This window comes from bacterium, from assembly GCA_023382385.1.
In the GTDB taxonomy this organism is placed as follows: domain Bacteria; phylum Electryoneota; class RPQS01; order RPQS01; family RPQS01; genus JABWCQ01.
Genome location: JAHDVH010000001.1, coordinates 832,407 through 855,804, shown reverse-complemented (window position 1 = coordinate 855,804; position 23,398 = coordinate 832,407). Strand labels below are relative to the sequence as shown.

Here is a 23,398-nt window from a genome sequence, read left to right as displayed (position 1 = left end):
TACGACGCGATTGCATCTGCCTTGCAGTTTACATGGTGGAAATGACCCAACTCTGCCATTGCCCCGCTTTTTTTGTGGGCTCTGTGCCCGGCAATTGTCGGGCACATTGCTTGCCCATAGCATGAATACACAAGCTTAGGATGAATACCATGTATCCGCTCCTGATTCTCTTGCTGCTTTGTTCTCTTGCTTCCGCACAGGAGGGTAGTTCGACTCAGATTAATTTCAATCTGGTGCAGGTCAACAAGTATGCCGGGCAGGACGCTGTGCTCGAGCATGTTGCGACCCCGGGCCAGCGCATTGTGATTGATGTCGGTAGCGGAGAAACCATGCTTCACTATCTCGCGGCAACGTCCAAGGTGCCCGTCAAAGTGCGTCAGGCATCCATCGCGGCTCCCGGTAATTCAACGGAGTCCCTGATTGTGAATTGGGAAAGCAGACATGTTTTCGTGGCGCCCAGCGGGGCGGATTCCTTTCTGGTTCTGGCTTCCCGAACGGGTTGCCCGGGAACTGAAGTAGGGCCGTCTGTTGCCGTCGCGTTTGCCACGCATAGAGGTTGGAGTGATCCGCCGATCCGTTTCGGACCTTTAATGTCCAATACCACTTGCCCGTTAGGGAAAGGCTACACGCTTGAGGTCTCTGGTCGCGGGGCTGAACCGCCGCGAGTGCGACTGGTCGAAACAAACGCTTCCATGTTGGGAAAACGATAGGGTGCTTTGATCTGACACTTGGCAAAAAGTAAGCGGGCGATGAAGTGATTCATCGCCCGCTTCGCAATGAAGCTTCCGATGGCTCACAACTTCAATCGAATTCTCCGCAGTTCCGCTTTCGAACCTGCGCCGATCGCATACTTCGCACCGTCGAGCGTATGCCAGTCCCCGACGCCCTGAACTGGCGAGAAGGGACGGGGGAGATACAGTACCGTGCTCGGTGTTCCTGATGTTCCTAATAACAGTAGCCGTTCGCCCTTCTGATTCCGGCACAAATCAAGCACGATACCTACCCAACTTTCCTTTTCGTTTCGCAGAGCGACGATCAGATCGCCAATGGCGATGGAGTCGTCCACGATAGCCTGAGTTTCGCGCCGCAGGGCGATTGCACCCATCTCTTCCGCCACAAAACTCAGGTAGTGGTCAAAATTGGAGCGGCTGCCGTCCGGTGTAGTCTGCTGAACGAAAACATAGCGGCCGCCGCTTTTCTTGGGCCGAAGTCCGTCGAGCCAGTCCTTCCAGCGTGCCGCCTGACCGTTATCGAGCGGAAACGCAATGTCGCCGCGTCGTCCGTGATTCCAAAGATAGTCGCCCCACAATCGCACGATACCGTCCACGCCGACGTCGCGAGCATTGTCGTATGGGGCGATGCTCGTTTTCGCGATGACATCCTCGTCACAATGAACCGTAACTCCGTCACCGGCTCGGAACTCTCCCGGAGCACTAATCGGGGTTTCCCGCAACGTCTCGGCGAATGCCCCAGCAACCTTTCCGATCCGCTCATAACCGGGCGGTGTTTCGATGTCGCCAATCGTGCGGGCGTGTAACACTACACCCGTGAAGAGTAGCGTCATCGTGAAAAGTGCTGTGAGTTTCATGTGCAGTTTCTCAGAAAAAGAATAGAAAGCGAATTCCCACTGCGGCAAGCACCAGCAATAACATTCCCTTGAACAGTCTGGCGCGCATCCGCGAGACGAGAATCTTGCCGAAATACGATCCCGCGACCATCAACACGGTCAATGGCAGCAGCAGCAAGACATCCTTCATAGTCAAGACGGACATCCCGCCCCAGACCGCCAACTTGGCAACGTGAGTTCCTGCCGCGGCCAGTGCTTCCGTGCCAAGAAAACTCTCTTTGATCAGGCCGTAACGCAGAAAATAGGGTGCGATAATCAATCCTGCCCCGCCGACCACTCCACTCGACACTCCGGCCGGAATCCCGATCACGGAAATGGACTGCAACGAAGCCCGCTTTGGCCACTGCACGCGCAGGAAATTCAACGTGACATAAATGAGAAGATACGCGCCGAGAAGTTTTGCTATCCAGCTTGCGGGCAAAAAGGCGTAGCCCAACGCTCCGAGCGCCGCGCCGGGAACGGCCGTGAGCAGGAATGCCCGCAGCACTCTCCAATCAATTCCCTTCCATGCGAAATACGCGCGCGAGAAATTCCCCGCCAGCAGCAAGAATGACAGATAAGGAACGGCAAGTCGAAGTCCAACTACTTCACTCAGGATGGGAAGGTAGACCATGCCGCCGCCGACGCCGGCCACACCGGAGACGGTCGCCGCAAGCAGCGCGCCTCCAGCGAGTATCAGATAATCGCTAACGGGCAATCGATCAACCGCCGCCGGCTCCGGCCGTCTGTAGATCAGGTTCCGTCAGTTTCATCGGGTCCAAAATGGACTTGAGCTGTTCGTCCGTGAGCAATTTGTGCTCGCGAATCAGATCGACGATGGACTTGCCGGTTTTGACAGACTCCTTGGCCAGTTCTGCCGCTTTCGAATATCCGATGTAGGTATTCATGATCGTGGCCATACCAACGGATGACTCAAAATACATCCGGCAGCGCTCACGATCAACCGTGATGCCGTCCAAACAACGCTGAGTGAACACTTCAATCGAGGTCGACAGTATGTGCAGTGCCTGCTGCAAATTGTAATTCACTACCGGCATCATGACATTCAGGTCCATCTGACCAGCCTGAGCGCAGTAGGCGACCGTCTGATCGAACCCGACAACCTGATAGCACACCTGATTCATCATCTCCGCCATCGAAGGATTGACTTTGCCCGGCATAATGGATGACCCGGGCTGCACGGCCGGCAGATAGATCTCCTGCAATCCCGTGCGGGGGCCGCTGCTCAAATAACGGAGATCCGAAACGATCTTGCCAAGTTCCAGCGCCAACAATCGAAGCGCTGAAGAGAAGTGCAGGAAGTCACCAAGGCTTTGCGTGACTTCAATGAGGTTTTCAGCGGCGGAAAATGAGATCCCTGTGCGCGCGGAAATCTCCTTGGCCACGCGCGTCCTGTATTCGGGATGCGCGTTCATACCGGTGCCTGCAGCAGTGGCACCGAGATTCAGTTGACGAAGACCATGCTCTGCGTCCACCAGCCGGGCACGGCAGCGCTTCATGATGGAAGCATATCCGCCAAACTCCTGCCCCAAGCGAATGGGAACCGCGTCCTGCAGGTGCGTGCGGGCACTCTTGATGACGTCGTCAAACTCTTTCGCTTTCCGCTCGAGCGATGCGATGGCCAGATCGACTGACTTCAGGAGATCGGGTGTCTTCAAGCACAGTCCAATGCGAATCGCCGCGGGATACGTGTCGTTCGTGGATTGCGCCATATTCACATGGTCGTTCGGATGCACCTTGCTGTAATTGCCGCGCGGCAAACCAAGCAATTCGGCCGCCCGATTGGCAATGACTTCGTTCACATTCATGTTGGTGGATGTTCCCGCACCGGCCTGATACACGTCCACCACAATCTGGTCCGCAAGTTTTCCTTCCAGCATTTCATCGGCGGCTCGAATGATCGCATCGGCCTGCTCCGCCGAAAGCAGGTGCAGGTCGCGGTGTACAACCGCCGCGGATCGCTTGATGAGGACATACGCCCGGACAAATATCGGATGCGGCCGCAAACCGGAAATCGGGAAATTTGCCACGGCACGTGCGGCCTGCACGCCGTAGTAAGCGTCGGCGGGAACCTTCAGTTCGCCGAGGGAGTCCTTTTCAATACGAAACTCGTTACTCATAATAGGAAGATGATTAAGTTATTCATTTGCCACGCCATTCGGCAAGGCCAGATTATCGCGTTGTGATCCAGTCAATTCGAACATCCGTTCGATAGCGCGACGAGCACGCGAACGAACGGGTTCGTCCACCTCAATGACAAACTGCATGTTTGTAAGCGCTTGCTCCACGTCGTCAAGCGAGATGGCTTTCATGAAGCGGCAGATCTTGCAGGCACGAAAGAAGTTCTTGTCCGGAACATTCAGCTGCAGCATGTCAGAGAGGCCGCACTCAGTGACTGCCAGAAAGTCGTGAGCGTCGCTTTGCTGCGCGTATTCCACCATTCCCGTGGTGGACAAGGCCGCGTCAGCCAGTGCGATGACGTCGTCACGGCACTCGGGATGCACGAGTATCTTGATGCCGGGGATTTGCGCGCGCATCGAGAGAACAGTTTCGGGTGTGATTTGATGATGGACGTAGCAGTATCCGTCCCATGCGATGACCGTCTTGTCCGGAACGTGCAGGGCGACGTGCCGCGCCAGATTCTGGTCCGGCACGAATAAAATGTGCTCACTCTCCATCGCTCGCACCACGGAGACCGCGTTCGAACTTGTGCAGCAGGCATCCGACTCCGCTTTTACTTCAGCCGTCGTGTTCACGTAGGTAACAACTTTGAGATCGGGATAGCTCTTGCGCAACTCTGCCGCGCGTGCCGCGACATCCGGTCCCGTTGCCGTATCTGCTAATGAGCAGCCCGCCGCCAGATTCGGCAGCAATACGGTCGTTGACGGATTGACGATTTTGGCGGTTTCCGCCATGAAGTGCACGCCGCAGAATACGATAATGTCCGCGTCTTTCACGTCCGCGGCCTTGAGCGACAACCCGAGCGAATCCCCCGTATAGTCTGCCACCTCAAAAATTTCCGGCCGCTGATAGTTGTGAGCCAATACCACCGCGTTCCGTTTTCTCTTCAATTCACGAATGCGCTCGATGGACTCTTCGAGAGATATTACTCGAGCCGGAGTGTAATACTCGGGATCAAGGACTCTTAGTTTGTTGTAAAGCGTGCTCATGGTATTGCGGCATCACTGCTCAAGAAACCGGCGTAAGTTCCGTCCCGTCAAGTTTAGAATATCGTCGTGGGAATATCCAGCGGACAGCAGGCGTCGAATAGCGGCGCGCTGATCGCCTTCCCGCAAGTCGTCGTAGGACTCGCCGAAGTTCAGATGCACGAATCGCTGACGGCCCGATCGAATGGTCTCCAATTGCTCCTCCGTCGGAGCAGAGTCGATGTCCAAGAGTACGAGAGCATCGCTCGTCAACAATGGCTCGCGAAGATTCTCAGGAGACTGTGCAAATTGTGCCAGCGTGCTGGTGACTATGGAATGCGTTTCCCACCGCTTCACGCGTGTTGCCGTGTTGAAATCCAGCGGAATCAGCGCGTAGACGCCTGCGTCTTTCAGTACTTCAAATTGCTCGTCGCTAAGTCGGTTCTTCGGGCCGCTTTCGCCCGGCGTCAAGTTGACGAGCGATAAACCCATCTTCGTCAGCGCGATCAGATCCGACACAGTACGAAACGTCAATCCCATTTCGGGTATCGCAATCGCGATCGATTGCTTAAGGTTCCGCCGCGAAGCGATCGCAGTCTGCAGATCCGAACACACAATCTCGTGCGCCTTGCAGTAGGCGTGCAAGTGAGCACAGCTTTCAACCAACTCCTGCAGCGGTGTTCGTGTATCGTGCGACAGCCAGGCGACTTGGGTGACTTCGGATCGACGCACGGTTCCCGTTCGATCGACGAAAAAGCCGTCAACATCAATCGTTGTCGCATGTCGCGCCAGCACGCGGGCTGTGTCGGAACGGGATGCCAGAGTGCCGCCTTGCGAAGCCAGAAATCGAATCAACGCTTCGGCCTGTGTTCCGACCGCGTGAAAAGACTCCACATTCAGCCACTTGCCGTCATCCGTGAAGTGGTGGTAAAACGGATGCGAACCGGATGAGTAGAATGAAATGCCAGGCGCACCGTTCTCGACGAATGGCGCGTGATCGCTGCTGCTGTTCCCGCTTGCGGTGCGCAATCTCGGAGGCTTGTCCGAATGCTTAAGCGAGTCCGCGTACCGTTTCCCCACCGTGCCGAGCAACTCGAGTCCGACAATCGACGCTCCGCCGTCCCCTTGACCCACCATGTCGAAATTCAACATCGCGACGATATTCCCGAACGGCACGGTCGGAGACTCCGCAAAATAGGTGCTGCCGATTAGACCGTCCTCTTCGCCAGTGAACCAAACAAACAGCACGCTGCGTTTGAGCTGAGGGCCGTTGACGATTGTGCTAGCAAGTTCGGCAATCAGAGCGCTGCCGGATGCGTTGTCGCCTGCGCCATTATAGATGATTCCGTTGGCATTCTTTCCGCAGTGATCGAGGTGCGCTCCAACAACGATGATTTCGTTCCGCAAAACCGCATCGCTGCCGTAAACCGCTCCGATGACATTGCGGCCCGCCTTCGCGGAATTTTGTCTTACGCGGACGCTGACATTCGCCTGTTTGCCGGTGATTAGCGGGAGCGGAGCCTTCTTGATCTCATCCTGATACGTGCGCAGCGAATAGCCCGTGCCTTCCAGAATGACCTGCATTACACGATCGCCAATGTAGTAGAGTGGAAGGTCCGGTTTGTACAGTCGCTGGGGAATCGCCGCGCCGTTATGCGGGATCGGTTCCGAATACCAGAAGACTGCGGCGGCTCCGCGATCCTGCGCGTTCTTCAACGTGTGCGAGCGCGTGTTCTCATCATCAAAGCTATAAGCACTTTTAGGCTCGCCGCGCACAATGACCACGACTTTGTCTCGCACATTGAGATCGCCGAAGTCGTCGCGTCCTTTGTCCGGTGAGACGATGCCGTGACCCACGACCACGATCTCGCGCGTGAAGACACCCGAGCCGCTGTGCGTGTTCAGTGTGAAGTCGAGCCCCTGTACAAAGGAAATCTTGCCAAGCTCGGATCCGGAAATTGACAGCGATACGGCCTGCTCTTCCGTGACCAGCATCGGAACTTCCTGAAAGAAGCCGCTGCGTCCCGCCGGAGTCAGTCCGATTCGTGCGCAGTAGTCCGCAATGAAATCTTCGGCTCTCGTTCCTCCGGCGTGACCGGAACGCCTTCCTTCAAAGCGATCGCTTCCCAACACGTTGGCCAGATCGTATGCGCGCTGGGCGTCGAACGCCCACGCATGTGAAACCAGCATAAACAGCAAGAGCAGTCGAAAGGCGATCAAGCGCTGACCTCCGCGCGATTATTGCGCCGCGCAGCGGACGCCGCATTGCGATTCGCTTCAAGTTCCACTTTGAGATAACGGCCGGTGTGACTTCCCTTGAAGCGCGCGACTTGCTCGGGTGTTCCGGCGACCAGAACTTCACCGCCCCGCTCGCCGCCTTCCGGTCCCAGATCAATCAGCCAATCCGCGGTCTTGATCACGTCGAGATTGTGCTCGATGACCAAAACCGTGTTGCCACGATCCACAAGTGTATGCAGCACTTTGAGCAATAGTTTGATGTCGTGAAAATGCAATCCCGTTGTAGGCTCGTCGAGAATGTAAAGTGTTCTACCAGTCGCGACGCGCGAGAGCTCTGTCGCCAGCTTTACGCGCTGGGCCTCGCCGCCGGAGAGCGTCGTCGCCTGTTGTCCCAAATGAATGTACCCCAGTCCGACTTCTTCGAGAGTCTTCAGTTTGCGCGCAATCGGCGGCATCGATTCAAAAAACTCGCGAGCGTCGGACACATTCATGTCCAGCACGTCAGCAATGGACTTGCCTTTCCAGCGAACCTCCAGCGTCTCGCGATTGTAGCGCTTGCCGTGGCAAACTTCGCAGGGGACATACACGTCGGGAAGGAAGTGCATTTCAATTTTGATGATTCCGTCGCCCTGGCAATTCTCACAGCGGCCGCCCTTTACATTGAACGAAAAACGGCCCGGCTTGTAGCCGCGAATCTTGGCTTCAGGCAGTTGACTGAAGAGGTCGCGGATCATCGTGAACAAACCGGTGTATGTCGCGGGATTCGAGCGCGGCGTCCTGCCGATCGGCGACTGATCGATATCGATCACCTTGTCGATGTGCTGCAAGCCCGTGATCTGGCCGTAGGGCAGCGGCGGATCCTTCGCACTGTAGAATTTCTGTGCGAGCGCGCGGTAGAGGGTTTCGTTGATCAATGAAGACTTGCCTGATCCTGAAACTCCGGTCACGGCAATAAAGGTCCCGAGTGGAAACTCGACCGTCACTTCCTTCAGGTTGTTGCCGCGCGCACGCTTTAGTCCAAGACTCTTACCAATACCTTCCCGGCGACTTGCCGGCAACTCAATCCGGTCCGTGCCGCTTAGGAATCTGCCTGTCAGCGAGTGAGGAACGGCGGCGACTTCTGCGGGAGTTCCTTCAGCGACGATCTTTCCTCCGTGGCGTCCTGCGCCGGGTCCGAGATCCACAACGTGATCGGCGGCTTCGATCGTGTCGCGGTCATGTTCCACGACGATGACCGTGTTGCCGATGTCGCGCAGTCGCTTCAGAGTTGCAATCAGTCTGTCATTGTCGCGCTGATGTAGCCCGATCGAAGGCTCATCGAGAATGTACATCACTCCGGTCAACTGCGAGCCGATCTGCGTGGCCAAGCGAATCCGCTGCGCTTCCCCGCCGGACAGGCTGCCCGCAGCACGGTTTAAGGTCAGATAGTCCAAGCCGACGTCGAGCAGGAAAGTCAGGCGTTCGCGCACTTCCTTGAGAATCTGGCGCGCAATCATCGTATCGCGCTCATTCAAATTCAATGTGCTGAAGAAGTCGTGCGCGTGGCCTATGGAGTCGTCGCATACCTCGTGAATGTTCCGGCCATTGACCAGGACAGAGAGCGCTTCAGGCTTCAGTCGCGCACCGTTGCAGGCAGGGCAGGGAATATTCCCCATGAAGTCTTCAATCCACTCGCGCACCTGCTGCGACGACGTCTGCGAATAGCGGCGCATCAGGTTGGGAATGATGCCTTCCCATTTGCCCGTCGTCTCAAAGCGAGACTTCTGTCCTTCCCATACGAACTCGACTTCACGCTTGCCCGACCCGTAGAGAATGATTTGCTTGTGCTCCTGCTTCAGCTTCTTCCACGGGGTCGTGAGACTTATCTTGAACTTACGGGTAACGGCGTCCAGCATGTTTCCCATCCAGCCGTCTACACCGCCGGCGAGGCTCGTAATCGCTCCGTCTTCGATCGAAAGCTCGTCGTTCGGCACCACGCGCTCGGGATCGATTTCCATCTTAAATCCCAAGCCCGTGCAGCGTTCACACGCACCGAACGGACTGTTGAAACTGAAGAGTCGAGGCTCGATTTCCTGAATCGAGATATTGCAGTCAGGACAGGCGAAGCGTTCGCTGAAGATTCGCTCTTTCCTGCCCTCGATGGTTGCGACCAGCAGGCCACTGGAGAGCCGAAGTGTCGTTTCCACCGAATCGGTCAGCCGCGCACGCAAACCGTCTTTGATGACCAGTCGATCTACGACCACTTCAATCGTGTGACGCCGCTTTTTGTCGAGGTCGATTTTCTCATCCAGCGAGCGGGTCTCTCCGTCCACGCGCACGCGCACAAACCCGTCGCGCTGAATGTTCTCAAAAATCTCCCGATATTCGCCCTTGCGCCCGCTGACAATCGGTGCGAGCAGTTGGATTTTCGCGCCTTCGGGAAGCTGCAGGAGTGCATCTACTATCTCCTGCGCCGTCTGCCGCTGAATCGGTTTGCCGCAGCTTGGGCAGTGCGGTTTACCGATGCGGGCATAGAGCAGTCTCAAGTAGTCGTAAATCTCGGTGACCGTCGCTACTGTCGAACGAGGATTGCGGATTCCTGATTTTTGCTGAATGGAAATGGCAGGAGAGAGTCCTTCGATGGCATCCACGTCCGGCTTTTCCATCAGCCCGAGAAATTGGCGGGCATAGGCAGAGAGCGATTCGACGTATCGTCGCTGACCCTCCGCATATAGCGTATCAAACGCCAGAGAGGACTTCCCGGAGCCTGAAATGCCAGTAATGACAATCAATCGGTTGCGAGGCAACTCTAGGGAGATGTCCTGAAGGTTATGCTCCCTAGCCCCGGAAACCCGCACGAACGGCGATTCCATCTATCTGTAAATCCGTATCTTAATGTAGATATTCAATGTACCGAAAAAACAGCCGATAATCAAGACAGGTAGGCAGAACTCATCTGAGTTCGGCAACACTTTCCCCCGGCAATTTCTGCTTGACAATTCAAATTCACTTCACTATATTGCGGCACCCTATGGCATTTCCAATAGTAACGTTTGACTTTGCAGAACGTTGCAACTATACCTGCTATAGGATATGATAAATGATATATGTGTGGATAACTCTTGATGACCCACGCAAATTCAATAATTTCGACCCATTAGTCTCGGAAAATCGCCCCAGAGGAGCACTTGAGAATGGCCAAGAATCGGATCCTGGTTGTCGATGACGAACAGCACTTTCGCGACTGGCTCTGCCAGACCTTGAAGCGACGAAACTATGCCGTTGAGGCCTGTGAAGACGGTCAATCCGCACTTAGTTTGCTGGAAGAGGGACAAACTTTCGACGTTATTGTGACCGACGTCCGGATGCCCAAGATGTCAGGTCTGCAGCTCTTAAGGACTGTGAAAGAACGCTTCCCGAGTATTGACGTGGTGATCATGACGCAATACGGCAGCGTTCCGGAAGCCGTCGCAGCGCTCAAAGACGGAGCGATTGACTTCCTTGAGAAGCCGTTTCCTCAGGAAACTCTCTTCTTGCGTATTCAAAAGGCATTTGAAGCGCGTAAGCTCAAGTTGGATAATTACAATCTTAGGCGGGAGCTCGGGGCGAAGTTTCAGTTTGACAATATTGTAGGACAATCCACGAAGATGCTGGAAGTCCTCGAACAATTACAGATGATCTGTCCGACCAAGGCCACCGTGTTGATTCAGGGTGAATCCGGAACGGGCAAAGAGTTGATTGCGCGGGCGATGCACGAGAACAGCCCGCGACGCAGCGGTCCATTTATCAAAGTCAATTGCGCGGCCATGCCCGAGACATTGATGGAATCCGAGTTGTTCGGTCACGAGAAGGGTGCGTTCACCGGGGCTATCAAGACAGTTGAAGGCAGGTTCGCGCTGGCCAACGGAGGCACGCTGCTACTCGACGAAGTGAGCGAAATGTCACCGACGATGCAGGCCAAACTGCTGCGCGTGTTACAGGAGCGTGAATTCGAAAAGCTCGGAGGACGGGAGACAATCAAGATAGACGTACGGATTGTGGCAACGACCAACCGCGACTTGAAGAAGGCGATTCAGGACGGGGACTTTCGCGAGGACCTCTATCACCGGTTAAACGTCTGTCCGATTCGCGTCAGTCCGCTGCGCGACCGCCGTGAAGATATTCCGGTGCTGGCGAGTCACTTTGTCGGACACTACGCGAATGAATATGTGAAGGACATTCAGGGGATTGACGAGCAGGCCATCGAGCAATTGATCACATACGACTGGCCGGGCAACGTGCGTGAGCTTCAACATAAGATGGAGCGCGCTGTCATCATGTGCGACGACAGTCATATCCGCTCGAAGCATCTCTATCTGGATGGGATTGAGTCCTCGCCGCGCACTGAAACGATGTTTACGCTGGACGCACAGACCAGTGCGACGCTGGCGGAGATTGAGAAGGCCGCGATTTTCCGGACGCTCAGACTGAACGATAACAATCGCACGAAGACGGCCGAATCTCTGGGTATCTCGATTCGCACGCTGCGCAACAAGCTGCGGGAGTATCGCGAAGAGGGAATAGCGGTGGATTAGGCAACAGTTGTTTGCTATGTTAGGCGGCGGCTCGGCGACGGGTCGCCGTTTTTCTTGTGCGGTCTGAGGTTGCAGGCATGGACGCCCACAACGGGAGAGGGAACATGCTGAACTTATGGTGTTAATATAATACAATATTTACGAAAAGTCAAGTGGTTTTTGTAAAAATGTTGTAAACATTTGGGCAAATTGAGGTTAGTGGGTAAACTTGGGGAAAAGAGGAATCCTTCAGCCGCGCCGGCCTTAGGATGACGACTTGTGGTAGTAGGGGAGTTCTTGCTTAGGAAAACAAACTGTTATGCAGTTTCTGAAAACCAACCTCAACTATTGACAGGATATGTCTGCTTTTGTATTTTAAGATAGATTTTGGTTGCGGTGATTTCAGACGCAACAGAGTTTGAATTGCAGGGAGGAGCGATGAAGAAACTTCTACATGCCGCGATGCTGACAGCCGCGGCAGTTTTGTTTCTGCAAGGTGCGAACGGAATTGCGCAGTGTACTATTTGCGTCAGCGCCTCGGATCAGACCTGCCACGGAGAGTACCAAGATTGTGACCACTCGATCTCCGACTGCGCGGTTTCCACAGTCTTTCAGGTTCCGTGCACGGGAACCTATGAGTTAGGTGCCAAGGTTGCAAGCTGCAGCGACGCGTGCAACTGCTCGGCTTGTGTACTATTGGAGAAGGTCATCAGCGGAACGTTCATTTACTTCGCCGAGTCAGGCTGCCCGGTTCAGCACTGCGCTGGTAGTGTTTCAATCGGACTGGAGGCGGGCTATGACTACCGACTGCATGTCTGCAAGCGGCCATGCGATTTCGAGTCGTCTTGTGCGGACTGCGACTCACTGTGCAAGGCGGTCGGTTGGCTGACTCATCAACCCAGCACGACAGCATGTCCGTAGCGCGTCGAATAGGGATCACGCTGCTGGTGTTGTGGAGCACGCACTGGGTAGCAGCCAGAGAGCTGCGAGTGCCGGAAGAATACGGGACCATTGCCGTAGCGCTACAGTCGTTGCAGAATGGGGATACAATTGTGCTCTCGCCCGGCATCTACGTGGAGTCATTAGTTGCCCCGCCGCTTATGTTTATGATGCGAGGCAGCGCGCGGCTGGATTCACAGGCGACGGAGTTTTCGGTCATTGACCCGACAGATTTGCCTGGCTCGGACACGCTGCGAATCATGAGCCTGACCGGCGGTGCGGCCACATTTCAAGATTTGGTTTTCCGCAATCGGAGCGGCATGACGAACGGCAGGCCGCAATCCGTTTCCGGAGGAATTGCGGGCGACACGTCCGTGCGAGAAATCTCATTCGAACGCTGCGTGTTTGACTCAGTTGTCAGCGGTGTATCGCGTGCGGAACGTATCACGGTAAAGCACTGCCGATTCATCGGTTGCGTTGGCGCCGTTTACACAGGACTCTGGAGGGGGAAACTCTTCGCCGACAGCACGTGGTTCGATGGCGCGAGCGGGGGTTTGGTCACGGCAGGACAAGGCGGCTACATCAGAGACTGTCTGTTTACTCATCACGGCACGGGGCGGATGTTGACGGGCCTCGGGGACAGTCTGATCATTGAGTCGTGCCATTTTGTGGGACTTGACACGTTGTCCGTGAGTGCTGTTTCCGTGCGTCCAAGATGCAATTCACGGATACGTGACTGCGTCTTTGAGGATATTGTGGTTGGCTTCGGACCTGTCCTGCAGATTGCCGATTCGTGCGCGCATCGCCCCAAGGAGTCGTCCTGCGCATACAATGTCTTGAATAATCGTTTTGTCCGTTGCGGGTCGTGGGTGGGAGGAGGTCAGCAGGGTGGAGAAATGATGACATTGCGCTGCAGCGACTCGGTGCAGGGATTTCTTGCGCTATTGGACAGCAACCGGATTGACTCCACTCGGAGCATATTGGGTTGGGCATCGGGGCTGTCCATAGAAGCATCCTGCGTTGTCCGGAATACTGTGTTCGGCGAAGGCGTGGACGTGAACAGACCGCAAATGTTTTTCCTGGAGCGCGGTCAGCATGACACGGTTTACTTCAGGGATAATTCGATAAATCGGGCCACAACCGGTATTCTGCGTTCGCAGCTCGGCGTCAGTCTGGTGGATGCGCGGGAGAATTGGTGGGGACATGAGAGTGGGCCTTTTCACGCGCAGTTTAATCCGAGCGGTCAAGGTGCAGCAGTGGGTGACGGGATTCTGTTCTTTCCGTATTTGACTGAAAATCCGGATACGTCGGGCGGGGGCGGAGGTGATACTAGCGAAGTCGCGAGGGAGTTCCCAGGAATTCTGCCGATAAGCTATACACTCTCTGTCTATCCGAATCCGTTTAACGCAACGGTGACGTTGTCAATAGCGGTTTCGCGTGCGGCGGTGTATTCGGTGAGGCTGTATGACGTCACGGGGCGAGAGGTGGCACGGGTTTTTGAGGGAAGGATAGAGGGGAGAAGCGACGTGAGTTTCGGTGCAGACCAGTTAGCCAGCGGAGTCTATTTTGCGCAGCTCAGTTCGGAAGGCAAAGCGCTCGCAACAGCTAAAATGCTGCTGCTGAAGTAGAAGATTCCTTGCCGTAGGAGCAACGGCGCGTGATACAGAATGAAGGGCAGCCATTGGCTGCCCTTCATTCGTTTCGAAGGAGAAGAACTATCGGAGAGCGATAACGCGGAACATCATGAGGTCCGAGTGGAGCAGAGGAATCATGAATTCGCTCACAGGGGTGATGAGGCCCGGATCCTCCCAGAAGACACCGTCCGTGGAGAATTCGATCCGATAGGCTCCGGCACCCTCGACATCCTGCCAATCCAGCCTGAACATGCCGTCTCCGGTGTAGTGAATCGTCAAGTTGCGCGGAGTTGGATCCTGAACTTCATAGGGAAGTTTCAAGCGTTTTTGGCTGACAGGATCGAAAGCGAGAATGTGATCACCCGGAAGCAGCGGTTCGATCAGCGGACACTCCGTAACGATGTTATTATTGAGGAAGGCGACACCCAGCGGCTGTTGCATGATTTCGCCGGTGGGATCGGTACGCCAGACCTCGATCGGATGTTGCCAAGTTCCAAAGACCGTACAGAAATTCTCTCCAGCCCATGGCCAAGGTTCGACAATACGCGGCTTGATGTTCACGAACTCGTAACGTGCACAGGGGAAAGCAATATCCGCGCCTTCAGCGCCGTCCACATCCACAAGAAACGGCAAGACATCGTAGGCCGGAATCCACCTTGAGTAGTGTGCATCAAAGTCATTCACGAGGAGGCCGTAGCCGTGCTGTGGGTGCGCAGTGGGCAAAACGCTGAGCATTCCTTCAAGTTGAGGAAACTGCCATGCGTGTGCCCAGACGAAGAACGGCCCGTCAGGCAGTTTGTCTTCATTCATGTCGGGCGCGCGCAGGATCACACGATTGAGTGTGTCGACGATGAAATAGCAGTGCATCTGATTGCTGTAGGCAAACGAGTAGAAGCCCGGTGGAAAGAGCATCTGCCACCACGGCGACGGTCCGATGACATGACCGTTCTGGAATTGGAAACCGGTGAGATGCGTGCCGCCGTTGCGTGACGCGCCCATCAGCAAGATGAGGCTGACATCATTCCCGAAGTAGTTCTCCCACGACAGCATGTCGGTAACTTCGAGCGGTCCGAGGTCGTGGAGAACCTCGTCCGTGTCCCCTAATTGAAAGGCCGCGAGCTGCCAATTCTCGGGAGGCTCTTTCGGCAAATAGCGCACAACCCAGCGCGTCACCCAGCACGATTCAAGCTGACGCTTTAGTTCGTTGTAAGCGTGAACTCGACGATATCGCTTCAATTTGTCGCGCACGAAACGATAGTCGGCGTCTGTCGAATCGAGTCCGATTGAGTCCTTATACGCAAGCTCGGCGGCGTATGCGGGGATTTCAGTATCGGTTTCCGGGAGCGAATTGGGTTGACCCTTGTGAGTCGCTTCATGGACGAGCAGCTCTTCAAGATAGCGCGTGTCCGCATTCTCAACTGCGTTGTCCAACACATCGTCGCGGATGTTAATCTCGTCCCAATACTCACCGCCGGCGGCATCCTCGTTCATAGTCTCGGCCTCCATTGTGCCGGCGTCGAGCTGGCCTTGCAGCAGTTTTGCCAGAGTTGAACAGGAGACTGCCAGAGTATTGCCGCCCGCGTCAACATAGCGGAAGGAGTCAGGCGGCGCATTCTTGATTGAGTTGATGGCCTGCTGAATTACTGTCACTTCGCCTGGCTCAAGCTCGCGGCCGCTCCAGCTGCTGTCGTAGCTAAAGTCAAGTCGGTCGGGGGGAACGAATCTCGGACGAACGGGTTCCGATGCTGTAAGAATGCCGACGACAACAGCGAAAAATCCCAGCCACAGAATGGTACTTCTCTTCTTCATGTGTGCCTCCGATTGTCATGGCCGGCTTGTGAAGAGACACCGTTCAGAGAAACCAAAAAGAGAACGGCGAATTCCCACATGCCGCGTTCGGCACCGGAGATTCGCCTTTTCTACAAATCAGCCGACACCAGCCGGCCTAAGTTGAAAGTGATGTTAAGGGAATATAATTGAGGGGTGACAAGTTGTCAAGCAGAGTGCACAGGAAAAGAGAGTGACTTTAGCACTTACTGCCAACGACCTGCGGGTCAGGACTATCGAATGGCTTCAAACGAATTTTGTTATGAAGAATGTGAAGCAAACTACACATATAAGTTTGAAACACGTGCAATCGTAGCTAATCCATTGTGCGGCGGTAGAAGGTGACCGCGACCGTCATGAGGAGCACGCCGAAGAGAGCTAAGGGCCAGATGTTCGGCCAGAGGTCTGGGAAAGAGGAGCCTTTCAAGAAGACGCCTCTGACCAGTCTGTTGTAATAGGTGAGCGGCAAAAGGTTACCGATAAACTGCGCCCACTGCGGCATTCCGCGAAATGGGAACATGAAGCCGGACAGCAGAATGTTCGGGAGAAAGTAGAACACCGTCATCTGCATGGCCTGAAGCTGACTGCGGGCGATTGAAGACAGCGTGATTCCGACCATCAAATTCACGGCCACAAACAAGAGTGTTATCAAATACAACGTGACAATGTTCCCGAAGAACGGAACTCCAAACAGCACTAATGCGGCGACCAGAATGATTGACGATTGAATCAGACCGATTGCGATATAGGGAAGAATCTTGCCCGCCATGACTTCGAAGGGCCGTACGGGCATTGCCAGCAAATTCTCCATTGTTCCTCGTTCACGTTCACGTGTAATTGCCAAACCGGTCATCAGGATCATCATCATTGTCAGAATGACGCCCATTAGACCGGGAACGATGTTGAAGTGAGTATTGCCTTCGGGATTGTAGAGGCGGTGAACGCGAACATCAAAAGCGGGAGGAGGAGACTTCAGGAACGACAATGGCCCGTTGAAGTCCTTGCGAGCGACAGACTCAGTCAACTGTCCGACATTTGCGAGCGCCATTGCGGTAGCCGAGGGATCCGTTGCGTCAGCTTCAATCAGGAGAGCGGGGCGATCGCCGCGCAGAAGATTCTTGGTGAAGCCGGCAGGAATATTAATGACGAACTGAATGTCACCACGGGCAAGGGCTTGGCGAGCCTCTTCTTCCGTGGAAATGGTTCCGATTATGTCAAAATATCCCGAGAGTTTCAGTGAAGAAACGAGCGTGCGTGTGATTTCGCTGTGATCCGAAATTATCAGCGCGGTCGGCATGTGCTTGGGATCGCTATTGATAGCGTAACCGAAGAGAGTCAGCTGGACGAGCGGAATCATGACTATCATTCCGAAGGTCAAGCGATCGCGTTTGAGCTGGATGAACTCTTTAACGACCATGCTCCACCAGCGGGAAAAGCCCGCAATATTCAACAGGCTCATGGTGCAAGCTCCCGCATTCCGTCGGATGTCTTCATCAAGTAGATAAAGACGTCCTCAAGTCCGGTTTCTATGCTCTCCAGCTTCCAACTTGTCCCGGAGACGACAGTTTGCAGAGTCTGCTCGAGTAATTGAGGATCGGAACCACTGACATGAAGCGCTCTTCCAAACAACACCGTTTGCTCGACTCCTTTGGATTCTTGGAGCTTTTCAGAGAGGACGGCGAGGTCCGGACCGTAGATCGCCCAAGTTGTCAGATTCTGTGACGACACGACTTCATTGGCCGTGCCTTCAGCAAGGAGACTCCCGTTGAAGATGTATGCAAGCCTGTGGCAACGCTCCGCCTCATCCATGTAGTGAGTGCTGACGAGCACCGAAATACCGCGTCGTGCAAGTTGGTGAAGCTCCTCCCAGAAGTCGCGGCGCGCGGCAGGATCGACTCCGGCAGTCGGTTCATCGAGGAGTAGCAGGCTGGGTTCATGGAGTAGGCAGGCCGCGAGTGCGATCCGTTGCTTCCATCCGCCTGACAAGGATCCGGCAAGTTGATCTGCGTGGTTCTTCAGCCCAAGATCGTCGAGTGCCTGATCGACGGCCCGACTTCGATCAGGCATACTGTACATCCGCGCAACGAAGTCAAGGTTTTCGCGGATAGTTAGGTCCTCCCAATAGGAGAACCTTTGAGTCATGTATCCAACTCTCCGCTTGATCTCCGAGCTTTGCTTTAGAATGTCGAAGCCGAGGCATGTTCCGCTGCCCGCATCTGGCCTGAGTAGACCACACATCATGCGGATGGTTGTCGTCTTTCCGCTGCCATTCGGTCCCAGAAAACCTAAGATTTCCCCTTTCCTCACCTGCAGCGAGACTTTATTTACCACGCGCTTATGGCCGAAGCTCTTGGTCAACTCACGCACGTCTATGGCAAGTTCACCGCTCACGGGACAAAGACGCTTACCGGTTGCCCGATGTTCAGAGCCGTTTCCAGTGGTCTCACGGGTACTGCTTCGGCCATAAAGACAAGTTTGGACCTGTTTTCATTGCTGTAGATTATCGGGGGCGTGTATTCAGCGACGACGGAAATATAGCTGATCGTTGCGGGCACGTCAGCATCGCGGCCATCCACTCGCACGTGGACGGACTGGCCGACTTTCAGGGAGCTGACGAGTGGTTCCGGCACGAAGAAGCGGATCTTGCTGTTGCCGGGCGGGAGTAGGCGAACAACTGGAGCACCGGGTGCAATCCACTCACCGGTCTGGTAAAGCACATCGAAGACCAAACCATCGGTTGGAGCTTTGACAGCCTTCTGCCCCAATCTCCAAGCAGATTGCTCAACCGCCGCATTTGCCGCTGCGACTTGGGCCTGTTGTGCCTTGATTTGATCCTCGCGAGCGGGAAGTCGGGCGACTCTAAGCTGACTTTGAAGTTCGCGGACGCGAGCCGATGCCAATTCGACTTGGGCGCGAGTCACATCAAGCTCTTCCACAGAGATACCTCCAGTCTTAAAGACCGCTTCTTGTCGCCGGAGAGTCGAGGTAAGCAACTCCTCGTTAGCCATTGCCTGTTCAAGCTGCGCCTTGATGACATCTACTTCCTGTGGACGCCGACCTTGCTGAAGGTCCTGCAGTTGGGATTCTGCGGCCTGCGCCTGCATTTGTGCTTGCCGGAGGGCCGCAGATTCAGCCTCCGCGTCAAGGTAGAAAAGTGGTTCGCTTGTCTCAATTTGTTGACCTTTGCTTACTGCTACAGAGTCCAGGCGGCCCGATAGTGAAGTGGCAACGTCTACAAAGTCCCCTTCGACATACCCTTGAAATGCGTTTCGGTCCTTTGATGAGCAGCCAAGAAACAGAACAACCGTCAGCATGAGAGTAAGCACACGCGGTGTCATCGGCAGTTTGTCGCAATGCATAGACGCCTCATAAGACTAAATCCGAGCAAGACAGACAAGCACAAGTTAGTGAACCTCCAGCTCAGAGGCAAACGCGTCTCCGCCCGGAGAAGATCTCACGGTGCCGAGCGAAATGATCGCTCTGTAACTTTTCGTGAGCCTGATCTCATAACAGATGCTCAGGCAAGCTCAAGCTTCGGGATTGGGAAAATGGTGCCGGATGTTCCAAGTCGAGTAACGATCTGGTGTCCCAAAGCTCAAGTCAAATGATTCTTAACTAATTAATAATTATCTACTTAAATAAACTTGACCGCTTAGAATTCAAGTATTGACTGGGTCGGCACGATAACTGCTTATTGTCCCGGTGGCAAGAAAGTTCAAGGAAATACTGATGGAACTACACCCTCTGTTTTCGGGCATGAATTCGAGCGTTTCCGGCATGACCGCGCAACGGAAGCGCATGAATACCATAGCCGAGAATATCGCCAATATCGAGACCACAAGAACAGCAGACGGCGGACCTTATCGGCGCAAAGCTACTGTGTTGACGGAAGAACAGCAATTCGAATCCGCTTTGGCCCAAAGCACCCATCAGAAGCTCGCACGCACAGACGCCAATCACATGTTCGGCCGCGATGAAAGCAAGTCTCTGTCTTCAAGCGGCGGAGTCAAAGCGAGTATTCAAAGCGATCCCTCGGCCTTCCGCGAAGTTCATGATCCCGATCATCCTGACGCAGACGAAAACGGCGTCGTGCGTCTGCCCAACGTGGATCTTGTCCAGGAAATGACCGACCTGATCAGCGCATCGCGCGCATTCGAGGCAAACGTCACGGCGTTCAATGCGACCAAAGCGATGATGAAGAAAGCACTTGAGCTATAGTTGTGAAAGTCAATCCCACATACTCACCCGTCGTGCAGCTGCAGAAGCCGCCACAGCCTCAGACGACTCCCGCTGCAGAACGTGGTGACGCTGAAGCCCGCTTGAAAGAGCTCATTGCACAAAAGCACGCGGAACTTGACGGCTTTCGTCCATTCGAAGAACTCGGCAAACACCTCGACTTGAGGGCATAATACTATGGTTCACGGCATCGACAACATCAGGCCGATTCCGCCGATTGCGCAGGGTTTGCAATCTGAGCAGAAACAAGACGGGGGAGAGTCTTTCGGAGATACGCTCTCGGATTTCATTGGCGGTGTAAACAAAATGCAGATTGCATCGGCTGAGAAGACTCAGCTCTTTGCCACCGGTCAGATTCAAGATATCCACGAAGTCATGGCCGCAGCAGAAGAAGCCTCCATTTCAATGGCGCTGCTCCTCGAAATTAGGAAGAAAGCCCTCGAAGGCTATCAAGAGTTGATGCGAACGCCGGTCTAATCACCTGTCACAACAAGCCAGCATAAATGGGCAATCCACTCGACACATTACGCGAACTCTGGCAACGATTGACTGTTAATCAACGGTCATTGCTGGTGATTGGCGCGGGTTTGGTGATCGCGATCACCGCAGCAGCAGTGTCCTATACGACTCGGCCCGTGTTTGTCACGCTCTACGCCGGACTTGACGCAAAAGACGCCGCCGCAGTAACGGACGGATTGCGTGATCAGAAGATCAAGTTTGACGTCTCCAGCGACGGCACCATCAAGGTTCCACAAGAGCAGGTCAATGAACTGCGCTTGACGTTTGCCGAAAAAGGCATTCCCCGCACCGGCGAGTTGGGCTACGAGCTCTTTGATAAACCGATGCTCGGCATGACGGACTTTCTGCAGAAGATGAACTATCATCGTGCGGTAGAAGGCGAACTTGCGCGAACCATGACTTCCATTGAAGGAGTCGAAAACGCTCGAGTGCACTTGGTGGTGCCAGAAAAGAGATTATTTAAGGAAGATCAGAAGCCTGCAACCGCTTCGGTAGTTCTTACGCTAAAGCCGGGCTACAGTCTGAGCAAGAAGCAGGTCGCAGCGTTGACGAGCCTGACTGCCTATGCAGTGGAAGGGCTTGAGCCAGAGTACGTGACCATCGTCGACGCGGAAGGAAATCCACTTACGAACACAACGCGTGATGAACTGGCCGGGCTCTCTTCGACGCAGTTAGAGATGCAGCAGAGCATTGAGCAGGCGCTGGAGCGTAAAGCTCAATCTTTGCTGGAGAATGTCGTCGGACCCGGGCGGTCGCGCGTTGAAGTTACGGCTAAACTCAACTGGAATCGAATTGAGCGTACGTCTGAAGACTATGACTCGGATCGCGCCGCTACTCTTTCCGAAGAATCACAGACGACCGAGGATGGCGCCAGCGGAACGTCGGAAAAGCTGGTGACGAACTATCAAGTACCGAGGACGGTCGAGAAGTTTGTTCCGGAAGTCGGCAATATTGAGCGCATCTGGGCATCGGTTCTCATAGACGGAAGTTATGCGACGTCGACCGACGCTGAGGGCAAGACGATACAGACTTATATTGAACGTACTCCGCAGGAACTGGAGAAGTTCCGCGCACTGGTCGCAAATGCGCTCGGTATTGACAATACTCGTAGAGACGAGCTGACGGTTATCTCCTTCCAGTTTTCGGACAATGTAGCGCAACCGAACTCGAAGACAAATCTACCGACAGGATGGCAGGCACTTCTTCTGCAGTTTGCCGACAAGATTGTGCTCGTGGTCGTCTTGATCCTTGCGTTCTTTGCGATCCGCAGTGTGCTCAGCAAAGTCAGTGAACGTTTGCCCGCGCTGCCCGCTGATGCGACCATGCAGTCACTACCTCAAGGTGAAAGCGGCTACGCTCTGACGGGAGTTGGAGCGGCCAAGCAGGAACAGATCCCGCAAGCGGTGCCCCTCAAACAGCAGGCACAAAGCAATTCCGTTCACGGCAGTACATCAGGCGGCTCCGCCTCACCGATGGGCCATAGTGGTGTCGTCCTGGGAAATGACGGCCCGAAGGTAATTTTCAAGAGCGGCAGCGATGGACCCAAGCTGATCGAGCTTGATGACGACGGTCCCTCAGTTGAGGCGCTGAAAGCACAGGAAATGCTCAATCGAACCATTCAGTTTGTCGTAAACAAGCCGGATAACGCGGCACAAATTCTACGCGCTTGGGTTGCAGATGGCACCACTTAGACAAAGCTCCTCCGCAAGGCTGGTGAACATCCAGAAGGCCGCGGTTTTTATGATCTCGATTGGTCCAGATGCCTCTGCAGAAATCTACAAGCGGCTGCAGCAGGACGAGATCGAAGAGATCACAAAGGAAATGCTGAAACTGCGGAACGTGGATTCAGCTACCGTTAACTCGGTTATCGAAGAATTCTATCATATGATGTCGGCGCAGGACTTCGTTGCACTGGGCGGCATGTCCTATGCTGAGGAAGTATTGAACAGGTCATTAGGCCCCGAGAAAGCCGTAGAGATTATCAGACGTATTGAGCGGATGATTCGCGTGAAGGGGTTTAACGTTCTTAAGAACGTCGATCCCAATCAATTGCTCGCCTTCATGCAAAAAGAGCATCCGCAAACAATCGCTTTTGTGCTGAGTCAACTGCAACCGCAGCAGAGTGCTCAGATTCTCGCCGACCTATCTCCCGATCTGCAGGCTGAGGTAATGATCCGATACGCCAATATGGAGCGTGTCGCACCCGAGACAATTTCGGCGGTTGAGTCGGTGCTTGAGTCAAGAGTGGATTTTTCGCAGAGTTCGAGCAAGTTGGGAGGCGTAAAGGCAGCGGCCGAGATTCTCAATATGATTGGAACTTCTACCGAAAGGTCGATACTCTCCAAAATCAACGAGCGATCGCCTGATCTCGCCACAGATATCAAGAATCTAATGTTCGTGTTTGAGGATATCGTGCAACTCGATGATCGGTCCATTCAAAAGGTGCTTAAAGAAGTTGACAACAAGGATCTTGCCCTTGCACTGAAGCACGTCAGCCCGGATGTCAAAGCACGAGTTCTGGCAAATCTGTCCGAACGCGCGTCGGAGACAATACAGGAAGAAATCGAGTATATGGGTCCAGTCCGACTCAAGGAAGTGGAAGTTGCACAACAGCAGGTGGTGGACACCATACGACGATTGGAAGAACTGGGACAAATCGTCATCGTGAGCGGAAGCAAGGGCGAGGTTATGGTCGAATAG

19 protein-coding genes are annotated in these 23,398 nt (G+C 54.5%); 9 read left to right on the top strand and 10 right to left on the bottom strand.

Annotation, left to right across the window (positions count from 1 at the left end):
- The first annotated feature begins 149 nt into the window (after positions 1–149).
- Positions 150–710, top strand: a complete 561-nt coding sequence (locus tag KJZ99_03855; GenBank protein MCL4305022.1) for a hypothetical protein — start codon at positions 150–152, stop codon at positions 708–710.
- An 83-nt stretch (positions 711–793) separates the two neighbouring features.
- Here the strand turns inward: KJZ99_03855 and KJZ99_03850 are convergent, their stop codons facing one another.
- From KJZ99_03850 to uvrA, 6 genes are read right to left on the bottom strand one after another with little or no spacing between them, the layout of a single operon-like run.
- Positions 794–1,588, bottom strand: a complete 795-nt coding sequence (locus tag KJZ99_03850) for a hypothetical protein (GenBank protein MCL4305021.1) — start codon at positions 1,586–1,588, stop codon at positions 794–796.
- Between the two features lie 10 nt (positions 1,589–1,598).
- A complete protein-coding gene (locus KJZ99_03845) occupies positions 1,599–2,324 on the bottom strand; it encodes a TSUP family transporter (GenBank protein ID MCL4305020.1) in 726 nt (241 codons plus the stop codon).
- A gap of 4 nt (positions 2,325–2,328) precedes the next feature.
- A complete protein-coding gene (locus KJZ99_03840; protein ID MCL4305019.1) occupies positions 2,329–3,747 on the bottom strand; it encodes an aspartate ammonia-lyase in 1,419 nt (472 codons plus the stop codon).
- Positions 3,748–3,765: 18 nt separating this feature from the next.
- Positions 3,766–4,797, bottom strand: coding sequence for a quinolinate synthase NadA (nadA, locus tag KJZ99_03835; protein ID MCL4305018.1), 1,032 nt, complete (start codon positions 4,795–4,797; stop codon positions 3,766–3,768).
- 12 nt (positions 4,798–4,809) lie between these two features.
- Positions 4,810–6,993 (bottom strand): M28 family peptidase, encoded by a 2,184-nt coding sequence (locus KJZ99_03830; GenBank protein ID MCL4305017.1) that lies wholly within the window; start codon positions 6,991–6,993, stop codon positions 4,810–4,812.
- Positions 6,990–9,863, bottom strand: coding sequence for an excinuclease ABC subunit UvrA (gene uvrA, locus KJZ99_03825; GenBank protein MCL4305016.1), 2,874 nt, complete (start codon positions 9,861–9,863; stop codon positions 6,990–6,992). The genes KJZ99_03830 and uvrA overlap by 4 nt, the downstream gene beginning before the upstream one ends.
- Before the next feature lie 321 nt (positions 9,864–10,184).
- On the opposite strand from uvrA, the gene KJZ99_03820 reads away from it, so the two are divergent.
- The 3 genes from KJZ99_03820 to KJZ99_03810 all read left to right on the top strand — a co-directional run bounded on the left by KJZ99_03820 (position 10,185) and on the right by KJZ99_03810 (position 14,110).
- On the top strand, positions 10,185–11,564 hold the full coding sequence (locus KJZ99_03820; protein ID MCL4305015.1) for a sigma-54 dependent transcriptional regulator: 1,380 nt from the start codon (positions 10,185–10,187) through the stop codon (positions 11,562–11,564).
- Between the two features lie 417 nt (positions 11,565–11,981).
- Positions 11,982–12,464 carry a hypothetical protein gene (locus KJZ99_03815; protein ID MCL4305014.1) on the top strand — a complete coding sequence of 161 codons (483 nt, stop codon included), beginning with the start codon at positions 11,982–11,984 and terminating at the stop codon, positions 12,462–12,464.
- Positions 12,455–14,110, top strand: coding sequence for a T9SS type A sorting domain-containing protein (locus tag KJZ99_03810; protein MCL4305013.1), 1,656 nt, complete (start codon positions 12,455–12,457; stop codon positions 14,108–14,110). The genes KJZ99_03815 and KJZ99_03810 overlap by 10 nt, the downstream gene beginning before the upstream one ends.
- Before the next feature lie 87 nt (positions 14,111–14,197).
- Here KJZ99_03810 and KJZ99_03805 read toward each other — a convergent pair whose 3' ends face one another.
- The 4 genes from KJZ99_03805 to KJZ99_03790 form a co-directional block, all read right to left on the bottom strand.
- Positions 14,198–15,925 carry a hypothetical protein gene (locus KJZ99_03805; GenBank protein MCL4305012.1) on the bottom strand — a complete coding sequence of 576 codons (1,728 nt, stop codon included), beginning with the start codon at positions 15,923–15,925 and terminating at the stop codon, positions 14,198–14,200.
- 334 nt (positions 15,926–16,259) lie between these two features.
- Complete coding sequence (locus tag KJZ99_03800) at positions 16,260–17,402, bottom strand: ABC-2 transporter permease (protein ID MCL4305011.1); 1,143 nt, start codon at positions 17,400–17,402, stop codon at positions 16,260–16,262.
- Positions 17,399–18,334: an ABC transporter ATP-binding protein gene (locus KJZ99_03795; GenBank protein ID MCL4305010.1), complete on the bottom strand. Its 936-nt coding sequence runs from the start codon at positions 18,332–18,334 to the stop codon at positions 17,399–17,401. Before KJZ99_03795 ends, KJZ99_03800 begins: the two co-directional genes overlap by 4 nt.
- Positions 18,331–19,257, bottom strand: a complete 927-nt coding sequence (locus KJZ99_03790) for an HlyD family efflux transporter periplasmic adaptor subunit (protein ID MCL4305009.1) — start codon at positions 19,255–19,257, stop codon at positions 18,331–18,333. Before KJZ99_03790 ends, KJZ99_03795 begins: the two co-directional genes overlap by 4 nt.
- A gap of 415 nt (positions 19,258–19,672) precedes the next feature.
- Here KJZ99_03790 and flgC point away from each other — a divergent pair, with 415 nt between their 5' ends.
- The 5 genes from flgC to fliG are packed head-to-tail and all read left to right on the top strand — an operon-like array spanning position 19,673 to position 23,398.
- Complete coding sequence (flgC, locus tag KJZ99_03785; protein ID MCL4305008.1) at positions 19,673–20,161, top strand: flagellar basal body rod protein FlgC; 489 nt, start codon at positions 19,673–19,675, stop codon at positions 20,159–20,161.
- A gap of 2 nt (positions 20,162–20,163) precedes the next feature.
- Positions 20,164–20,352 carry a hypothetical protein gene (locus KJZ99_03780; protein MCL4305007.1) on the top strand — a complete coding sequence of 63 codons (189 nt, stop codon included), beginning with the start codon at positions 20,164–20,166 and terminating at the stop codon, positions 20,350–20,352.
- A gap of 4 nt (positions 20,353–20,356) precedes the next feature.
- Complete coding sequence (gene fliE / locus KJZ99_03775) at positions 20,357–20,656, top strand: flagellar hook-basal body complex protein FliE (GenBank protein MCL4305006.1); 300 nt, start codon at positions 20,357–20,359, stop codon at positions 20,654–20,656.
- A gap of 26 nt (positions 20,657–20,682) precedes the next feature.
- The gene (fliF, locus tag KJZ99_03770; GenBank protein MCL4305005.1) at positions 20,683–22,389 is read left to right on the top strand and encodes a flagellar M-ring protein FliF; all 1,707 of its coding nucleotides are present in this window, start codon (positions 20,683–20,685) and stop codon (positions 22,387–22,389) included.
- Positions 22,376–23,398 carry a flagellar motor switch protein FliG gene (gene fliG, locus KJZ99_03765; protein ID MCL4305004.1) on the top strand — a complete coding sequence of 341 codons (1,023 nt, stop codon included), beginning with the start codon at positions 22,376–22,378 and terminating at the stop codon, positions 23,396–23,398. Before fliF ends, fliG begins: the two co-directional genes overlap by 14 nt.